Below are 17,780 nucleotides of genomic sequence, written 5' to 3'. Positions count from 1 at the left end.
ATTTTCCTATAGAGTGGCATAAGACTAAGCCAACAAAACAATGAAAACGACCAACTTTATTTTTCTCACCATTTTGACCTATCTCCTTGGGATAAGCAATCTGGCCGCCGGACCCAAAGAGATTTCAAAAATCTCCGGAAAGGTTGAGGATCAATCCGGTCAAGCCGTTCCTTATGCCAATGTAGCCCTAATTGCTGTGGATGGGGGATTGGTGGATGGTGCTGTATCGGATGAAAACGGTTCCTTCACCATCGAATCTGTGAAAGCAGCCAAAGTCAAATTGGTCATCTCCTCGATCGGATATGCTACCTATTCCTCGGAAGCTTTTGAATTGGTTCCGGGAATGTCCAAGGACTTTGGCAAACTGGTCATCCAAGATGAAATGACGGGATTGGATGAGGTGACCGTAAAAGCATCCCGACCAGAAATCATCATCGAACCCGACAAAACTATCGTCAATGTAGAAGGTACAGTGATGGCCGAGGGATCCAATGCGCTGGATGTGGTAGGAAGATCTCCGGGTATATATGTAGATCAGGACGGTAATATCAACCTGAATGGCCGCACTGGCGCTACTGTGATGATCAACGATCGCCCGACCTACATGAGTGCCACCGATTTGGCCAACTTTCTCCGGTCTATGCCTGCTGACAATATCAAAAGCATTGAAGTGATCAACAATCCTTCTTCTCGCTTTGATGCGGAAGGCTCCGCCGGAGTGATTAATATTCAGCTCAAAAAGAACACTGTGGATGGCGTGTTTGGAAATGTCATGGTAGGAAGCCAATACAATGGACAATATGCTCCCAATGCCGGTGCTACACTCAATGTGAAAAAAGGAAAGTGGTCCACCAACGGAACCCTGAACTACAACGAGTATGCAGTCTACAATGACTTGGATATCAACAGGAATTTTATCTTGGAAGAGGGTGTATCCAACTTCAATCAGGATTCCAGAATCACTTCCCGGTACAAAACCCCATCCTTTGTAGGCTCTGCCAACTATGAGATCAATGAAAATCAAAACTTGGGAATCAACCTTCAAGCATCGAATTCCAGAGACATTAATACCAGCTCATCAACGACTGTAGTGACCAATCCCGGTCAGGAGTTCAACAACTACATTGAATCTTTCAATGACTCCGAAGGAACAAGAAACCGGGTTTTCACGAACCTTCACTACGATGCCAAGCTGGATACAGTGGGTACCAAGATTTCGGCCGACGTGGATTTCACCTTGATGGATTCTGAAAACAGCTCTCTTTTGGACAATAGTTATTGGGCTGGAAATGATCCTGAGGGAGGCTTCTCGGACCGGGTATTGACGATCAATGACATGTTTTACACCATTCTGACTGCCAAAGTGGATTTCATCAAGCCACTGAAGGGAGGCAAAACTCTGGAAACCGGCGTAAAAGGAAGCTGGGTGGAATCTGACAACGATTTGGACTTGAGCCGTGCTGTGGGTGAAGGTCCTTATGAGCCGGATCCCAATTCCAACCGATTCATCTACAATGAAAATGTTCTGGCAGCCTATGCCATGCTCAAAGGTTCTTTCAATGAAAAATTCAGCTATCAGGCAGGTCTGAGAGGGGAATATTCGGACATCACAGGCAATTCAGTCACCCTGGAGCAGGTGAATAAGCAAAACTATTTCAATCTATTCCCAAGCTTATTTCTACAGCAAAAGGTGAGCGATAAGTACCAGATCGTGTACAATGCCAACCGGAGAATTACCCGTCCCAACTACCGTCTGCTCAATCCCTTTGTATACTACATCGATCCACTGACCTCTGAGCAGGGCAATCCTAATCTCAGACCCCAGTATTCTACCAATTTTGAAATGAACCACATCCTAAAAGGAGCCTACCAGTTCACTTTGGGCTATAGCGTGACTGAGGATGCATTCATGCAGGTGTTTGAGCAGGATCAGGAATCCCGTTCTACGACCACCTTTACCGATAATTTCGATAAGACCAGAAATGCCAACTTCCGTGCGATTCTTCCTTTTGAAATCAAAAAATGGTGGAATACCTCCAACATGGTGCAGGTGAATTACAATCAGTTTCAGTCCCAAATCGGGGAAGATGTCCTGGATGTAGATCAGGTATCCTACATGGTACGGACCCAGCAAAACTTCACTCTCCCCAAAGGATTCAAGCTGGAGTTGATGGCGATGTATCTGGGGCCCCAGATTTGGGGTCAGGGAAGTATTGAAGGATTCGGATGGTTGGATTTGGGCGTGACCAAGTCCCTGATGAAGGATAAGTTGTCGCTTTCCGTGAATGGAACGGACCTTTTCCGCACTCAGGTCATCAAAGCCACAGTCGACTTTGCGGATATCGATACCTCCTTCAGACAGTATAGAAGCAATCAGGGAATTCGGTTTACTCTGCGATACAATTTCGCCAAAGGAGAAAGCTTCCGGGTCAAATCCAGCACAGGCAGTTCTGAAGAAAGAAACCGTCTGGATTAATTTCTCTTTTTTGACCAAAAAACCAGAGCCTCTTCTTCCGGAAGGGGCTTTGCTTTTTTATGGAAAAAAATGAAGCTTAGCCTGATGAATCTCTGGGATTTTCATACGCACCAAAAAGGGAAGGACCATTCGATCTTCAATGGAGAGGAAAATCCCGAAGAAAGCAGGTATCGTTCCTTGGGAATACATCCTTGGACTTTAGATCAGTTTTGGGAGAAAAAATGGGATGATATTTCCAAGCAGGTGAAAGATTCCGCTTCCGTGCTAGCCATCGGAGAATGTGGCTTTGACCGGATCAAAGGACCCGATTTGGAGCTACAGAAAGCAGCTTTTCATGCCCAGACCAGGCTAGCTTTTGAGTTGGGTATTCCCGTTATTTTGCATTGTGTCAAAGGGCACGATTTGCTCCTGGAATACCTGAAAAAAGAAAAAAATCCCCCGTCAATCATTTGGCACGGATGGAATTTAAAGCCTGATTTGGCTATCCGGCTATTGGATTATCCAGTATTTTTCTCCTTTGGGCACCATTTGGAAAAAGAAGGTAGCCATGCCCAAGCTTGGCTAAAAGCCTGTCCTACCGATCGCATGTTTTTGGAGACTGACAATTCCAATGTGGAAATTTCTCAGATTTATCAGGCTGCTTCCCTAATTTTGGGCCGTTCTCCGGCGGAGCTCGCTCAGGGGTTGATCTCAAATTGGAATCAGATAAGCAGTAGAAAAATACAATGAATGATTTTGCTTGGCTCAGTAGAACAGAGCTAATCACCGGGCGTGAGGGCTTGGAAAGGCTAGCCCAAAAGCATGTGTTGGTGGTAGGTTTGGGTGGAGTAGGTTCTTTTGCAGCGGAATTTATCGCTAGATCCGGCATAGGGCAAATGACCATCATCGACGGAGATACCGTGGATATCTCCAATGTCAACCGGCAGCTGCCGGCGACTCAGCTGAATGTGGGGCAATCCAAAGCGGAATGGATGGAGGAGCGCTTGCAGGCCATCAATCCCAAGATGAAGATTCAGTCGATTCGACAATTTCTAAATCCCCATGAGATGACTGCTCTTTTGGAAGCCCATGAGTTTGATTACGTGGTGGATTGCATTGATAGCTTCACTCCAAAGATGCATCTGATCGAAGGGGCAAGAAAACGGGGCTTCCGCCTCGTCAGCAGTATGGGTGCAGGAGGCAAAGTAGATCCTACACAGATCAAAGTGGTGGACTTTGCAGATACCTATCAGTGCAAACTAGCCAAGATGCTGAGAAAGCGCCTGAAAAAGCGCGCGATTTATGGCGGGTTCAAAGCCGTCTTTTCTTCGGAGGAGGTGATCAAGGAAAGCCTGATGCTCACCGACGGGAGCAATTTCAAGAAATCTGCCTATGGTACCATGTCCTTTCTGCCCGCAGCCTTTGGCTGTGCCTGTGCTGCTACCGTGGTCAATGACCTCTTGGCCAGTTGATCAATTGAAATGGTAAAGGAAAATCAAGAGACCTGTGAAAGCAGGTTTTTTTTGGTCTTTGATCTCCAATTTGACTTCTACTTCTGCTTTCACTGTGCCACGAAGGTTGGCCACATTTTTAAGCCGGGCGACCAATCTCACCTCGCTGTCAACAGTGACAGCTTGTGCAAAGCGGAAATTTTCGATTCCGTAATTGATCATCATTTTCAGGTTATTGACCTGCACAATTTGCTCCCAGAGGAAGGGGACTATACTCAGGGTCAGATATCCGTGGGCGATGGTATTGCCAAATGCTCCTTCTTTCTTGGCTCGTTCCGGGTCACAATGAATCCACTGATGATCGTTCGTAGCGTCGGCAAAAAGTTGGATTTGATCCTGAGTAATCCTGAAGTAGTCAGAGGCTCCTAGTTCCTGCGCGATATAGTGCTCAAATTCTTCAAAACTTCCGATAGAAATGGGTTGCATTGGTGGTTTTTTGGTTTGGGGGCTCAAAATAGGGAATCGGTTTTTTTTTGCAAAAATTCATCCACCCAAAAACGGCCTTGAAAGAATAGAATTTGAATATCGTAGAATCATGAAAATTTTTTTATAAATTTTTACCTAAAAAATTTTTAATAAGTTCACCTTCATTTATACTTGCTATAATTTTCCCTTATCGATGTTGAATTATCAAGGTTTTGTCTGCTTTTTCTGTCTTTTTTTAGTAGGAGCTATTAAAGGCTTTTCTGCAACTACCCCTCCTGTTTATTCTCAATTGGCAGAACGCCAAGTAGTCACCATCCAAGCTGATTTTTCGGTCAGTCATGAGGTCATTAAGGAGATTTTGATTTTGTCAAGAGAGGGACTTGACCATGCTCGGGTCGTGTTGGGCTACGATAAGCTGAGAAGTATTGAAGCCTTTGAAGCCGAGATGATCCATCCCATTACCCAGAAATCGATACTGAAAACCAAATTGAAAGATCTTCGGGATGTTGCCCAATTTTCTCAAGTCAATATTTTCGATGACAATCGGCTGAAGATTTACGAACCTACCTCCTCGATTTTTCCTGTAAAAGTGAAAATCAGGTATGTAATGAAGTCCAAAACCAACTTTGCCCTTCCAACTTGGGTACCTATTCCGAATTATAATCAAAAGGTCAAAGAGGCAGCTTTTTCTGTAGGATTTCCCGATCAGCTGGGGTTGAAGTACAAGGAAGTAAATCTGACGGCTGAGAAGAAAGAGAGCTTGGAGGCTGGTTTGAAAACCATCTCTTGGATAGTAGCTGACCTGGAGGTCCAGGGCAAAGACTTCAAAAAAGAAGATGACCATAGACTCCTGCTTGCGCCTGTTCGGTTTGGACTGGAAGGTGTGGTAGGAGAAATGAGCGATTGGACCGGTTTGGCATCTTGGCAGTACCAACTCAATAAAAACAGGGACAAACTTCCGGATGCCTTTAAAACCCAAATCTTGGAAATGGTCAAGGATGCAGATTCAGATTTTAAGAAGATCCAGATTTTGTATCAGTACCTTCAGAAAAACTATCGCTATGTAAGTATCCAACTCGGCATCGGTGGCTGGCAAACCCAACTGGCAGCGGAAGTCTATCAGAATAAGTTTGGGGATTGCAAAGGACTCACCAATTTGATGAAAGCCATGCTGGCAGAGGTGGGGATTGAGTCGTACTACACATTGGTATATGCAGGATCCAATGCCGATGATATCGAGGTAGACCTTCCCTCCAATCAGTTTAATCATGTCATCCTTCAAGTACCTTCGGAAACAGGCCCTATCTGGCTGGAGTGTACTTCGAGTACGCTACCGGCGGGCTATTTGGGAGAGTTTACCAAGGGAAGGCATGTATTGGTGGTCCGAGAAAAGGGTGGGTATTTGACCCAAACGCCAAGCTATACTACTGAAAGTTGGAATACCTTGAGCAGCAAAAATAAAATCAAAATTGATCAACAGGGAAATGCTGCTATTGAGTCCGAAGTATCTGCCCAGGGAAATTTTGCCGTGACCCTGACTGATGTCAAATTCCATTTGGATACGCGACAGCAGCGCGATTTTCTCAATCGAAATTCAGGCGTATCAGGACTTCTGGTCAATGACTTTCAGATTGATTTGCATCAGGAAGACTCCTTGCCCAAGGCTAAATTGGCTTATGACGGAGCCATTATCAAATTTGTTCAAAGCACAGCCAAACGGCATGTACTGAAATCCTTTTTAGGAAAAATCACCGAAGATCAACTGGCTTTTTCCAACCTATTTAAAACCGAAGAATACGAAATCCAGCTCCCAGAGCCTTGGCAATCCGAATCCCAACTTCCCCAAGTTGACCTTAAAGAGGAGCATTTTACCGCATCCCTTCATAGTCGTTTGGATAGAGATCGGCTTTCCATTAGCATTTTGCTACAGGTCCGGCTTCCCGAGGAGTTTTCAGCTGAAGAAAAAACGAATCTGGTAAAGCGCATCAATTCGACCTTTGATTACTCTTTATTGTTCTTAAAAACCCCTTCCCCAAGCACTATAATTAACCCATGAAGAAACTGTTTTTCCTTGCTTTTTTGGCCCTTTTAGCGGGATTTGCTAATGCACAAAGTCAAAAAATGGGAGATCTGTCTCCCGAAGAGATTGCCTACACTGAAGTAGCCTACGAACCGGGTTCTTCAGCCATTATGCTTGTGGCTACGGCTGACTCCAAGTTTTTCTCCCAGATATTTGAGACCCTCCACTTTCGCAGAATCAAAATCCTGACCGAAGCAGGCAAAGAATATGCGGATATCAAAATCAGGTACTATCGGGGAGATAAAGGAACCGAAGAGATCTACGGAGAAAAAGCCCAGATTATCAACTTTGTGGATGGCAAGCCGGTCATCACCAAGCTGGGAAAAGAAAACATCTTCGATGTGGACTTGGGTGACGGATATCGGGAAAAGAGATTCGTTTTTCCTGATGCCCAAGTTGGATCTATTTTGGAATACACCTTTCGAAAGGCTGATAAAAACCTGGAGTTTTTGGATGGCTGGACCTTTCAAAATGCCATGCCTACACTCTATTCCAAATATCAGGTGACTATGATTCCTCAATTGGAATACAAGACCATAGGCCAGGGATCTAATTTTTTCACCAAAGCAGAAAGAGAATCCAATAACGGGACCTATTCCTGGACGCTGAGAAATCTATATTCTCTCAAGGAAGAGCCCTACATGAAAAATTACCGCGATTACTTAGACCGGGTAGAGTTTCAGTTGTATCGCTATCAGGTAGCGGCAACCACTTCGGGGGCTGAATGGAAGGACTTCCTCAGCACTTGGGAAAAGCTAGGTAATGAAATGATCGAGTACTATTCCATGAAGGGATTCTACCGGACCAACCCCATCGAAAAGGATGCCCTTTCTATTGATCTTTCCGGTGCAAATGAAACCGAAAAAGCAAGAAAGGCCTACTACTATATTCGGGATAATTTTACCAATGAAGGTGTGGATTGGATCTACACCAATCAAACGCTCCCTCAGCTTTTGAAATCCAAGCAGGGGACTCCGGGAGAGCTGATTTTGGCCTACATGGGTCTATTGAAGTCCATGGGAATCTCCTGTGAGCCGGTATTGATCGGAAGTAAAGGATACGGGCGCAGTTCTATTGTTCCCTACCCATTCCTCAATCAGTTTGATGAGATTCTTCTACTGGCTACTTTGGATGGCAAGCCCCAGTTTTTGGATTTGAGTGATCCCTTGGCCCCATTCGGCTACGTGGATTTGGATAAGCACGTTTCTGGTGGACTATTGCTGAAGAAAAACCAAAGTCAATTGATCAATCTGGAAATCAAACACAATTCATCAGAGATGATTTTCTCGGATGTGATTCTTGATCCAGAAAGTGGTGAGCTTCAGATGAATTACAATGTAAGGAGCTCTTATTATGAAGGCTTGGACCAATTTCACCAAGTGGACAATCTGAAAAAAGCCGAAAAACCGCTGACCGATATGTTTGACATGGAGGAATTGGAAATGGAGTTGAGGAATGTGGAGGTTGAAAATCTTCTTGAGGAGAAAAACTACCTCAACACCAAATTCCAATTGGCAATAGCAGGTGCAGCGGACCAGGATATGCTGGTGTTTAATCCTTTCAAGTTCTCGAGCTTTTCCAAGAATCCATTTACCCAGGATTTCCGGGTGTTTCCTGTGGACTTCGGCTATGCCTTTCAGCAATCTCTTGTGGCCAATATTCATATTCCGGAGGGATTCGAGATTGAAGACTATCCCACGGATGAGCTTTTGACCATTGATGGTGCGCCATTGATTTTTACTTTCAAAACAGAGCAGATCGGTCAGTTATTCAAGGTCAATGCCAAGATCGAGGTAAAGCAGCCTTTGATCTCTTCAGAGCAGTATGTGGATTTGAAGTTTCTGATGGAAAGTATCGCCAATAAGCTGAAAACACCAGTGATTTTGAAAAAGACCGTGCGCCCATGATTTTATGATCAGAAAGAGTCTTTTAATCTTGGTTATAACCTTACTTAATGTAGGGTTTTGCTTGGGTCAGGCTGATTTTGGGAAATATTCAGAAATGGAGTTGGTATTGGAAGAGGTTCCATTTCAACCTGATGCCAAAGTGGTGACCTTGTGGGAGGAGGCAAATAGCTATTTCGTAATTAATGGTCTTTCGACAGATTACCATTATCGGTTTAAGGTGCTCGATGATAATCATGAAAATTTTGGAGACATCCTGATTCCTTACTATAGGGGTAAGTACAATACTGAGGACATTTCCAAAATCCAAGCTCAGGTTTCCTATCTGGAAAATGGAAGTCGGAAAACCTTTGTACTTACAAAAAATGAAATTAAGGAGGTGAATCTTGGAGGAGGAGAATTTCAATACGTTTTGGTATTTCCGCATGTCAAAAAAGGGAGTATTCTTGAATTGAAATACCGGAAACTAGATCAGGAATATGGTATTTTAGAAGGCTGGGCCTTTCAAAAGAAGTACCCTGCCCTGTTTAGTAAGTACAGCTTTAAGGCCCCTGATTTTTTTCAGTATCAAATGATCATGCAGGGAAAGCAAGTGGCTGAAGCTGCTGAAATTTCCGAACGAAAAAATCAATACTCATGGCTTAGGAGGGATATTCCCTCCCTTCCAAATGAGCCATTTATTGGTAATTTATTGGATTATCAGGAGCGGGTGGATGGATATTTATTTTCCAGTCAGTATGTAAGTCCAAACCAGTCGGAAAATTCAGAAATCGTGTATTCTTCTTGGAGTCAATTGGCGAATGCCTGGCTTCAGGTCCCGGATATGAATTCCTACTATTTCCAATCTCCAGAATCCATCCCAGACTATCCCACCATAAAACTCGACAGCTTGACAAAGGTGGAACAGGCAAAGAAGATCTATCGCTATGTAGTCAATGAAATCAAGTATTTAGAGTCTTCTTGGATAGAGCCCATTTATCCACTGGATATTCTATTGAAGAAAAAAGAGGGGAATAGTTTTGATAAAAACCTTTTGTTTCTACATCTGCTCAGGAGGAGTGGATTTGAGGCAAATTTGGTCTTGATCAATGAAAGATATCGAGGGAGGACACAGCTGATTCCGGTTCCTTTTATTAATCAGTTTCATGATTGTGTGGTCCTTTTGAATTTAGAAGGGAATAATATTTTGGTGGATGCCAGTGATCCAAATGTTCCGTTTGGGATGCTACCAATCGAAAAAGTGAGGGATAGGGGATTTATACTGGAGTTTGATAAGGGAAGATTGGAGGACTTGACCTATACTCATAGATCAGGAAGTATACAAATGGTTAGCTTCGAAAGTCTTTCGGATGGAAGTATGGGCTTTAAGAGTCAGATTAAATTTTTGGATCAGGAAGCCCTTGCGATGAGTCAGTACCAGAAGGGAATTAAGGATTCGGTTGAATTACTAAAGAAAGATCAGAGGTTTGATCGATTTGAAATTTCTAACCTTACAAGCTTGGATCAGGTGGAAAGCCAACGTTCATTTTCCATTTTTTTTGATGCCAAGTTGGAAGAACCTAAAGATGAGCTTTTGTATTTGACTCCCTTTGCTTTTTCCAGATTTTTCGAAAATCCTTTTGTGCAGAATGATCGAGTGCTGCCAGTTGAATTTAATTATCCGTTTTTTGAAAATATTAATGCCAGCATTCCTATCCCTAAAGGATTTGAATTGGAGGATTATCCTGAGTCTGTTTCCATCACCAATCCAAGTAAGACGATCCGGTTTAGTTATCTGATAAATAAGGTAGATGATGAGTTAAAAATATCATCCAGATTAGAATTCAGTACTTCAGTGATTCCGGTTTCCGAATATGGTGATTTAAAGGTTTTAATGGAGACTGTTTCTTCTAAGCTGAAATCTCCCGTGATCTTGAAAAAGATTACTTTTCCTAATCCCTAAAACACAGCAACTTGGAATAGAGGACTTATTTGAGAATAGGGGAGAAAAAAATTTGCTAAACACCTGTAACTTTCCGATCGAATAGTCCATTTATCTATGTCCAATTATCTTCATGGTTTTATTCCCGAAGAGCAGCAGCGGCTGATCGATCAGGCGGGTTTTTTGGCACCTAAGATCTTCAAAAAGATTGATTTTTCGGGATGTAAGCACCTGCTGGAGATTGGTTCCGGAGTTGGGGCTCAAACACAAGTTTTGCTTAGTCTTTTTCCTCAGCTGAAAATCACCTGTGTAGATTATTCTGAGGCTCAAGTTGATAAGGCCAAGGAGAATCTTAGAGGATTTGAGGATAGGGTCACCTTTTCAGTTCAGAATGCGATGGATTTGGATCTGGATCAAAAATTTGACTCCGTATACATTTGTTGGGTTCTTGAGCATATTGCGGAGCCCAGGATAGTATTGGAGAAAATACAGAGACATCTTTTGCCGGGAGCTAAAGTATTCCTGACTGAGGTATTTAATTCCACCCATTACACCTTTCCAAGCCTGCCGTTCGCTCAGAAATACTATAAGGCCTACAATGATTTTCAGAGTCGGATCGGTGGGCATCCCAACATCGGAGCAAGTCTTGGTAATCTCCTTCAGCAGGCGGGATTTACCCAAATTTCGCATTGGTTAGGCGGGTTCCACTTAGATCAAACCCACCCGGAGGAGCTAAAAATTATGGTATCTTTTTGGGTGAAATTGATGAAAAGCGGTGCTGGGCATTTGATTAAAGCAGGCCTGATTACAGAAGAGGAGGTGAGGAAAATGGAAGAAGAATACCAAAAATTACCTGCGAATGAAAATGCCGTTTTTTTTATTCAATTTGTTCAGGCATTTGCTACTGTCTGATTCTCTATGAAAATAATTCGTTGGGTCTTTCGCTTCATTTGGAAATTAACCCTCTGGTTTTTTGGGCTTTCCATCGGATTGGTAATTCTGTATCGATTTGTCCCAATTCCAATTACCCCTTTGATGGTGATTCGGCTTTTTGAGCAGGCGACCGATTCAAAAAGAGAAATGAGGTTGTATAAAGATTGGGAGCCTATTTCTTCTATTTCCCGACATGTGCCTCAGGCTGTGGTAGCTGCTGAAGACCAAAAATTCCCGGATCATAACGGCTTTGATTTTGAAGCTATGGAGAAAGCATGGGAAGGCAATAAAAAGGGAAAAAGAATCAAGGGAGCAAGTACCATCACCCAGCAGACTGTGAAGAATGCTTTTCTGTGGCCAAGCAGGAGCTACATCAGAAAAGGGCTGGAAGCCTATTTTACCGTATTGGTGGAGCTGATTTGGGGCAAAGAGCGAATCATGGAAGTCTATCTGAACATCATCGAGATGGGAGATGGGATCTATGGCATCGAGGCGGCTGCTCAGCATTATTACAAGATTCCGGCCGCAAAAGTCAACCGGAGTCAGGCGGCTTTGATTGCGGCTGTTTTGCCCAATCCTCTTCAATGGAATCCAAAAAGGCCGACTAGTTACATCAAAGGAAGGCAGGCTTGGATATTGAGGCAAATGAACAATCTAGAGCCTGTGGGGTACGGAAAATAAAAATTGAACTATTCCTATTAAAATTTCAAATTTTCCAGAATCTCTTGGAATGCTTAGTCACAAATTTTTTCTTATCGGTAAGCTCAAAAAACAAGGGTAGATTGAACCAAATTTTATTCTAAAACGGGAATTTTTCCGGGTGTAAATTGAACATCTTTTTTCAGTAGGAAAATGTTTGAGATTTTTTGAAAAATTGCCTTCAAATGCTCTGAGAGGTATAAAAAAAAAACAAGAAAAATTTATCCACAAAATCAATTATTTATCCACATGTCCTTTGAACATTGTCATAAATAACTGAAAAACAAGAATATACAAAAAATTCCTGCAAGCAATTTTGTGGATAAAGTTTGCTAAGTAGAAAATTTGCTTGGGCTGATTTTTTCAAAAAAGTGGATAAATCAGAAATCCAAATTTTATTCTAAATGGGCTTTAATCGTGCTTTTGTCTGAGTAATCTTTTGCGGTAGGCGTTGAAAATTCTTGACTTGGAAACAAAGCCGATGTATCGTTCTTCTTCCAAAACAGGCAGATTCCAAGCCCCTGAGCGCTCAAACTTTTCCATGGCTGTTTGCATATTTTCAGTAATGGATAGGACTTCAGGGGGACTGTGCATAAGTTGCTTTACCAAGAGGCTTTTTTGTTTTTCCGGATCAAACATGATGTCTCGGATATCATCCAGAGTAATGATCCCCAAAAGGCGTTTTTGGTCATCTACTACAGGGAAAATATTCCTTTTTGAGACTTTGACCAAGTTAATCAAATCCAGAAGCCTGGCTTCGTGGTGAATTGGCAAAAGATCCCGTTCAATTACATGAGATAGGGTGATTGTATCCAAGAGCTCCTGATCTTTGGTTTCAGGAAGGGATTTTCCTTGATCTCGAAGTTGTAGCTTGTACAGGCTGTCCTTTTGAAAATAAGTGGTGGTGGTAAATGAAATAGCGGAGACAAACATCAAGGGAATAAACAGCTCGTAGCCTCCCGTAATCTCTGCAATAAGGAAAATTGCGGAGAGAGGTGAGTGCTGCACTCCAGCCATGACTCCACACATGGCCACCAAAGTGAAATGTGCCAAAGGCAGCTCAATATGAAAATCCACCATGTTTTTGGTATAGGCAAAAACAAACCCCAAGATACCTCCCACATACAGGGAAGGGGCAAAGATTCCTCCACTTCCCCCGGCACCTAAAGTAATCGCAGAGGCAATCGGCTTGAGCAAGATGATCATAATCAAAAACCCGATGATCAATAGGGGATTTTCAAATGAGGAAAAGAAAGGGCTTTTTTCAAGAATCTGAGCGGATTTACCTTCGATGAGGAGATTTAGCGTCTCGTATCCTTCTCCATAAATGGGGGGAAAGAAAAACACAATGAATCCTAGAAATGCCCCGCCATAGAGAAGACGCATCCACTGATCATTCAAATCCTCCATGGCTCGCTCGGTTTTTCTCACCATCCGGGAGAAATACAAGGAAACAAGCCCGCATCCAATGCCCAAAAGAAAATAATAGGGCATGTGACTGGCACTGAAGGAATCCGTCAGATTGAATTTGAAAATGGATTCCTTGCCCATAAGGATCATGGATGTCAGGGACCCCATCACTGAGGCGATCAATAGCGGAATAAAGCTGGCAGAACTGACCTCTAAGAGGATCACTTCCACTGCAAAAATCACAGCCCCAATGGGGGCTCCAAATATGGCTGAAATGGCCCCGGCTGCACCACAACCTATCAGCAAGGCTCTCTTTTTGGCATTGAGATGCATCAGAAGGCCCACATTTGATCCGATCGCCGAGCCTGTCACTACCATGGGTGCTTCCAATCCCACCGAACCGCCAAATCCCACGGTCAGTGCCGAAGTGATCACCCGACTGTACATTTTCACTCGTGGAATCAAGGCGGAGTTTTTTGAAATATTAAAAAGTACGTCAGGGATGCCATGTCCGCCCACGTCTTTGAGCAGGTATTTTCCCGCAAAGTAAGCGACGCCAATGCCGATGAGGGGATAGAGAATATAGAGGAAATTGGCGTATTCAGTATAGAAATCCTCGGTAAGAAATTTCTGAATTGCATGTACGGCCTCTTTAAGGATCACCGCTGCGATCCCTGACAAAATCCCAATCAATCCACTGAGAATGAGCACAAAGGCTTGATTGCTCATGTGCTTGAGCCTCCAAACGAGCAGTCTTGTTATGAGATCAGTTTTTGCCAAATTTTAGGTGATTTACGGCTGAGCCATCGTTTATTGGGGAAGTTGTTCATCAAGAGCCAGAATGCATCGGAGAATCAAATTGGTCGCGTTGATGTAAAATTCTTCCTGAATGTTTTCGAACTCATCGGAAGGACGATGGTAGTCTTTGTGATCTTCTACTCCGAAATAGAGGTGTGGTACCTTCTTTTCAAAAAACGGACCATGATCGGACGACTGTGTCCAATCTTCCCTGCCGGTTCCCGGTTGGTCGTGGCCGAATCTGAGCGTTGGAGAAAGAGACGCAGAGGCTTTTTCCAAAATAGGTCTGAATTGAGGATTGTGGTAAGTGCCTGAGGCATAGAGTTCATTTTGGTCATTTCTGGAAATCATATCCATATTGATATTAACCACGATCTGCTCCAGAGGATAGGGGAAGTCCCTGACCAAAGCTTTGGCGCCCTGTAGGCCCATCTCTTCGGCATCCAAAGCCGCAAATAGGATCGCATGTTTGGGACGATTTTCGGAAAAGTAATCGGCCAAAGCCAGCAAAGCAGCTGTCCCGGAGGCATTGTCATCGGCCCCATTGTAGATGGAATCTCCGCTGGAATCAGGTCTGCCTACACCTACGTGGTCGTAGTGTGCAGTGATGACGATCACTTTTTTGGATTCACTTCCAGGAATGAGCGCCACCAAGTTGGCTGCATCTTCATAAGTTTTCTTTTCTCTCCTGTTTTCAAAGGAAAAGCGCTGGATAAAATCAGGATAGATGGGTTCCGGAAGGGCCAAGCTTTTGTAATAATCCAAAATATACTTTTGAGCGGCCAAGTTTCCCTCAGTCAATGGCTTTCTGCCCATTAATTGATCTGAGGAGAGGTATTGGATATGCTTGAGTAGCTGCTCAGAATCTACTTTCTGGGAAAGGACAGGAAAATTCAGGGAGAAGAAAGAAATAAACAGAAGAATTTTCAGGTTTTGTTTCAGCATCTGTCGATATTTTGAGCGTTGTGTATATTCGTAAAAATACTAAGCTAAACATCTCTGCCACCTGATTCAATGAAATATATCGGCTCTTTTCTTTTGTTTTTTTCTTTTTCGATGGCTGTGTTTTCGCAGGGGGCCTTGCCTGAAAGTTTTTTCAACGGGAAATCCGTTGTAGTCGTATCCTCAGATCCCGGTGCCAGACCCGTATTATCCTGGCGAGAGCTGGCAGACAGCGTGCATCTTCATTTGGTAGAGGCGGGGGCAGATCCTATCGCCTATTTTGAGCTGGAGCAGGTAGTCCTCTCCGAAGCTAGGCAGGCAGACTATGCCAGGGCCTTTTTGCAACGCCAAGTGAAAAATATAATTTTCGTAACCCGGCAAAAGCAAAAGCTGAGCATTCATATTGGACCTTTTAGTGGGGATGGAAAAATCATCCCCACTACAGGTTTATATGGAGTTTCAGGGAAGGATTGGGATGAGGCGGGAAGCCAATTGGTAGAGGTGGCCAAGGGAAATACTTCCAAAAATTATCTGGTTTTGGACGTAGCTGAATTTCCTCAGATCAGTACCCAAGAGACAGCCCAATCGGTCCAACGATTTCTGCCTCGAAATCCACTCAACCTGGAAGTTTTCAAATTGGGAATCCCTCTGGAAGGATCTTCCGCAGAGACGGGCTTAATGAGCTATTTCCGATATGATCTTTTGGGGAAAAGCCAGGAAGCTATCCTTGCTGAGCAGGCAGCTCAGAAAAGCCAGATTCAATCAATTTTTGAAAATCTGTATCCTCATCAAATCGAGTGGCTGACAGAGGCCAAGACGAATCAGGAGTTGATTCGGGATCGTGTCCAATTTTTGCTTGTCAGAGTAGAAGGTAGACAAGCTGACTTGATGGAAAGTATGGGTTTGGAGCCGCTTGGGGGTGAAGAGGGGGCTCAAACTGTGGTAAAATTTTACATCAAGTTTTTGGTCAGAGATGAACTTTATATAGGACCGGAGTGGGACGCCGACCCGGATTGGAAAGTGGCATTGACACAATTTCTAAAAAACTTGCAAAAGCCTGCATGAAAAAGCCTCCCGGAGGAGGCTTTGAAGTAAAATTGACTATGGGGTGATTAGAGCAACTTTTACTTAAAAGGGGGACCAAAAGCAGAAAACTTGATATCAATCGCTTATTTCTTAAAAGAAGAGATTAATCTTCACTTTTGCAATTATTTTTAATAATTTCTAAATAAAAAATTAATAATCAATTTTATTTATGATTTCCTACTCTTTAATAAATATTTTCATTAAGGAAAGGAATCAGTGCAAGGATGATCGCCTGTTCATAATAGGCTGACCGATTGATTACTCCTTTAGTCAATATCCCCACAGATCCTCCGCTTTGTTTGGAGTTTTCTTTTTCGAAGATCAAATCATCTGCTTTTCCCAATTCCATCCCGTCTTTGACTAAATCTGCCACTTTTTTGGGTAGGTAAAAGCAACCCGTTTTAGCTTGTCCTTTCTTTCCATTTTTTCCCAAAATGTAAATCCAGGCAAAGGCAAACATTCCATGTGCATCTTCATCTACTCCTCCTTCGATGCCAACCCAAAAATTTGCTTCAGGAAATACATCCCTGGAGTTTTGTGCCCGATTTTTTGCACCCAGTAGGGTTTGTTCATCCCCTATGGGCTGATCTGGTACTCCGGAAAATGCATGAATGCCCTCTACCAGAAAGGACCTATTGAAGGCCTGAGTAAAAGCATCCTCTGTACAGGAAATTTTTACAGGGTTTTTGCTTCCTACCAAAACCAAAAGTTTTTCGGAAGGCTTAAGATTTTCTCTACGTTTAAACTGCATGAATTAAGGCCGGTGTATGATTTAGGCCATATTGGTGAATACCTGATTTACATCATCGTCTTCTTCCAGACGATCGATCAGCTTGTTGATGACTTCTTCTTGCTCTTCAGTAAGTTCGGTGAGTGTGGTTGGGAATCGCTGAAAATCCGCCGAGATGATATCGATTCCCTTGTCTTCCAAGGCCTTTTGCATAGCTCCGAAGTCTTCAAATTCAGTGTAAACGAATAGTTCCCCTTCGTTTTCGTCAATATCGGTCAAGCCAAAATCAATCAGTTCCAACTCCAGCTCTTCCATATCAAAACCTCCCTTGGCAAAGCGGAATACTGCTTTGCGGTCAAACATAAAGCTGACTGAACCCGAGGTGCCCAATGAACCTCCTGCTTTGGTGAAGTAGGATCGGATATTGGCTACGGTGCGGTTGGTATTATCTGTGGAGGTTTCTACGATGACTGCAATTCCATAGGGGCCATAACCCTCGTAAACAATCTCTTCGTAGTCTTTTTCATCCTTATTTGATGCTCGCTTTATGGCAGCTTCAATCCGGTCCTTGGGCATTTGGGCACCCTTAGCATTTTGAATTACTGTTCTCAGCTTGGCATTAGAAGTAGGGTCAGGTCCACCGGCTTTGACAGCCATCACGATTTCTTTTCCCAATCGGGTAAATACCTTGGACATCTTGTCCCATCGCTTGAACTTCCGTTCTTTCCTGAATTCAAATGCTCTTCCCATGGATTTTCATATTTGAGGTGGGCAAAAATAACAATTCTTTTTACTTGGGGGAAAGAGGAAAAGAACTGGAGAAAAAAGAAAACAGCAGTCAAATCTTCAATCTTGACCAGATAAAATCCGTGTAAAGACTAGAAT

Annotated in this window: 14 protein-coding genes; 9 read left to right on the top strand and 5 right to left on the bottom strand. The window is 43.2% G+C overall.

Annotated features, from left to right (window positions below):
• Positions 1-40 precede the first annotated feature (40 nt).
• From AAA943_RS20445 to AAA943_RS20435, 3 genes are all read left to right on the top strand, one after another.
• Positions 41-2,476, top strand: a complete 2,436-nt coding sequence (locus AAA943_RS20445) for a TonB-dependent receptor domain-containing protein (protein WP_338226237.1) — start codon at positions 41-43, stop codon at positions 2,474-2,476.
• 69 nt (positions 2,477-2,545) lie between these two features.
• Positions 2,546-3,205 carry a TatD family hydrolase gene (locus AAA943_RS20440; protein ID WP_338226236.1) on the top strand — a complete coding sequence of 220 codons (660 nt, stop codon included), beginning with the start codon at positions 2,546-2,548 and terminating at the stop codon, positions 3,203-3,205.
• On the top strand, positions 3,202-3,927 hold the full coding sequence (locus AAA943_RS20435; RefSeq protein WP_338226235.1) for a tRNA threonylcarbamoyladenosine dehydratase: 726 nt from the start codon (positions 3,202-3,204) through the stop codon (positions 3,925-3,927). The genes AAA943_RS20440 and AAA943_RS20435 overlap by 4 nt, the downstream gene beginning before the upstream one ends.
• Here AAA943_RS20435 and AAA943_RS20430 read toward each other — a convergent pair whose 3' ends face one another.
• Entirely contained in the window at positions 3,928-4,392 is a 465-nt protein-coding gene (locus tag AAA943_RS20430) for a MaoC family dehydratase (protein ID WP_338226234.1), read from the bottom strand.
• 193 nt (positions 4,393-4,585) lie between these two features.
• Here AAA943_RS20430 and AAA943_RS20425 point away from each other — a divergent pair, with 193 nt between their 5' ends.
• From AAA943_RS20425 to mtgA, 5 genes are all read left to right on the top strand, one after another.
• Positions 4,586-6,448, top strand: coding sequence for a transglutaminase-like domain-containing protein (locus AAA943_RS20425; protein ID WP_338226233.1), 1,863 nt, complete (start codon positions 4,586-4,588; stop codon positions 6,446-6,448).
• The gene (locus AAA943_RS20420; protein ID WP_338226231.1) at positions 6,445-8,379 is read left to right on the top strand and encodes a DUF3857 domain-containing protein; all 1,935 of its coding nucleotides are present in this window, start codon (positions 6,445-6,447) and stop codon (positions 8,377-8,379) included. The genes AAA943_RS20425 and AAA943_RS20420 overlap by 4 nt, the downstream gene beginning before the upstream one ends.
• A gap of 28 nt (positions 8,380-8,407) precedes the next feature.
• Entirely contained in the window at positions 8,408-10,318 is a 1,911-nt protein-coding gene (locus AAA943_RS20415; RefSeq protein WP_338226230.1) for a DUF3857 domain-containing protein, read from the top strand.
• A 96-nt stretch (positions 10,319-10,414) separates the two neighbouring features.
• Positions 10,415-11,209, top strand: a complete 795-nt coding sequence (locus AAA943_RS20410) for a class I SAM-dependent methyltransferase (RefSeq protein ID WP_338226229.1) — start codon at positions 10,415-10,417, stop codon at positions 11,207-11,209.
• 6 nt (positions 11,210-11,215) lie between these two features.
• Positions 11,216-11,911, top strand: a complete 696-nt coding sequence (gene mtgA / locus AAA943_RS20405) for a monofunctional biosynthetic peptidoglycan transglycosylase (protein ID WP_338226228.1) — start codon at positions 11,216-11,218, stop codon at positions 11,909-11,911.
• A 429-nt stretch (positions 11,912-12,340) separates the two neighbouring features.
• Here mtgA and AAA943_RS20400 read toward each other — a convergent pair whose 3' ends face one another.
• Both AAA943_RS20400 and AAA943_RS20395 read right to left on the bottom strand, forming a co-directional pair.
• Positions 12,341-14,119 carry a chloride channel protein gene (locus AAA943_RS20400; RefSeq protein ID WP_338226226.1) on the bottom strand — a complete coding sequence of 593 codons (1,779 nt, stop codon included), beginning with the start codon at positions 14,117-14,119 and terminating at the stop codon, positions 12,341-12,343.
• A gap of 30 nt (positions 14,120-14,149) precedes the next feature.
• A complete protein-coding gene (locus AAA943_RS20395; RefSeq protein WP_338226225.1) occupies positions 14,150-15,082 on the bottom strand; it encodes a M28 family peptidase in 933 nt (310 codons plus the stop codon).
• Positions 15,083-15,151: 69 nt separating this feature from the next.
• On the opposite strand from AAA943_RS20395, the gene AAA943_RS20390 reads away from it, so the two are divergent.
• Entirely contained in the window at positions 15,152-16,144 is a 993-nt protein-coding gene (locus AAA943_RS20390) for an NTPase (protein WP_338226224.1), read from the top strand.
• 205 nt (positions 16,145-16,349) lie between these two features.
• On the opposite strand, the gene yjjX is transcribed toward AAA943_RS20390, so the two are convergent.
• Together yjjX and AAA943_RS20380 are read right to left on the bottom strand one after the other, a co-directional pair.
• Entirely contained in the window at positions 16,350-16,916 is a 567-nt protein-coding gene (yjjX, locus tag AAA943_RS20385; RefSeq protein WP_338226223.1) for an inosine/xanthosine triphosphatase, read from the bottom strand.
• 21 nt (positions 16,917-16,937) lie between these two features.
• Positions 16,938-17,645 (bottom strand): YebC/PmpR family DNA-binding transcriptional regulator, encoded by a 708-nt coding sequence (locus AAA943_RS20380; RefSeq protein ID WP_338226222.1) that lies wholly within the window; start codon positions 17,643-17,645, stop codon positions 16,938-16,940.
• Positions 17,646-17,780: the final 135 nt, after the last annotated feature.

Origin of the sequence: Algoriphagus confluentis (assembly GCF_036245625.1) — a bacterium.
In the GTDB taxonomy this organism is placed as follows: domain Bacteria; phylum Bacteroidota; class Bacteroidia; order Cytophagales; family Cyclobacteriaceae; genus Algoriphagus; species Algoriphagus confluentis.
Note: the sequence above shows the minus strand (reverse complement) of the source record. Positions and strands in the feature narration are given on the sequence as shown.

What these genes read in the sequence shown, in the direction of transcription:
- AAA943_RS20440 (WP_338226236.1), top strand. Translation starts at nt 2,546, where the DNA reads ATGAAGCTTAGCCTGATGAATCTCTGGGATTTTCATACGCACCAAAAA.
- AAA943_RS20435 (WP_338226235.1), top strand. Translation starts at nt 3,202, where the DNA reads ATGAATGATTTTGCTTGGCTCAGTAGAACAGAGCTAATCACCGGGCGT.
- AAA943_RS20430 (WP_338226234.1), bottom strand. Translation starts at nt 4,392, where the DNA reads ATGCAACCCATTTCTATCGGAAGTTTTGAAGAATTTGAGCACTATATC.
- mtgA (WP_338226228.1), top strand. Translation starts at nt 11,216, where the DNA reads ATGAAAATAATTCGTTGGGTCTTTCGCTTCATTTGGAAATTAACCCTC.
- AAA943_RS20395 (WP_338226225.1), bottom strand. Translation starts at nt 15,082, where the DNA reads ATGCTGAAACAAAACCTGAAAATTCTTCTGTTTATTTCTTTCTTCTCC.
- yjjX (WP_338226223.1), bottom strand. Translation starts at nt 16,916, where the DNA reads ATGCAGTTTAAACGTAGAGAAAATCTTAAGCCTTCCGAAAAACTTTTG.
- AAA943_RS20420 (WP_338226231.1), top strand. Translation starts at nt 6,445, where the DNA reads ATGAAGAAACTGTTTTTCCTTGCTTTTTTGGCCCTTTTAGCGGGATTT.
- AAA943_RS20380 (WP_338226222.1), bottom strand. Translation starts at nt 17,645, where the DNA reads ATGGGAAGAGCATTTGAATTCAGGAAAGAACGGAAGTTCAAGCGATGG.
- AAA943_RS20445 (WP_338226237.1), top strand. Translation starts at nt 41, where the DNA reads ATGAAAACGACCAACTTTATTTTTCTCACCATTTTGACCTATCTCCTT.
- AAA943_RS20410 (WP_338226229.1), top strand. Translation starts at nt 10,415, where the DNA reads ATGTCCAATTATCTTCATGGTTTTATTCCCGAAGAGCAGCAGCGGCTG.
- AAA943_RS20390 (WP_338226224.1), top strand. Translation starts at nt 15,152, where the DNA reads ATGAAATATATCGGCTCTTTTCTTTTGTTTTTTTCTTTTTCGATGGCT.
- AAA943_RS20425 (WP_338226233.1), top strand. Translation starts at nt 4,586, where the DNA reads ATGTTGAATTATCAAGGTTTTGTCTGCTTTTTCTGTCTTTTTTTAGTA.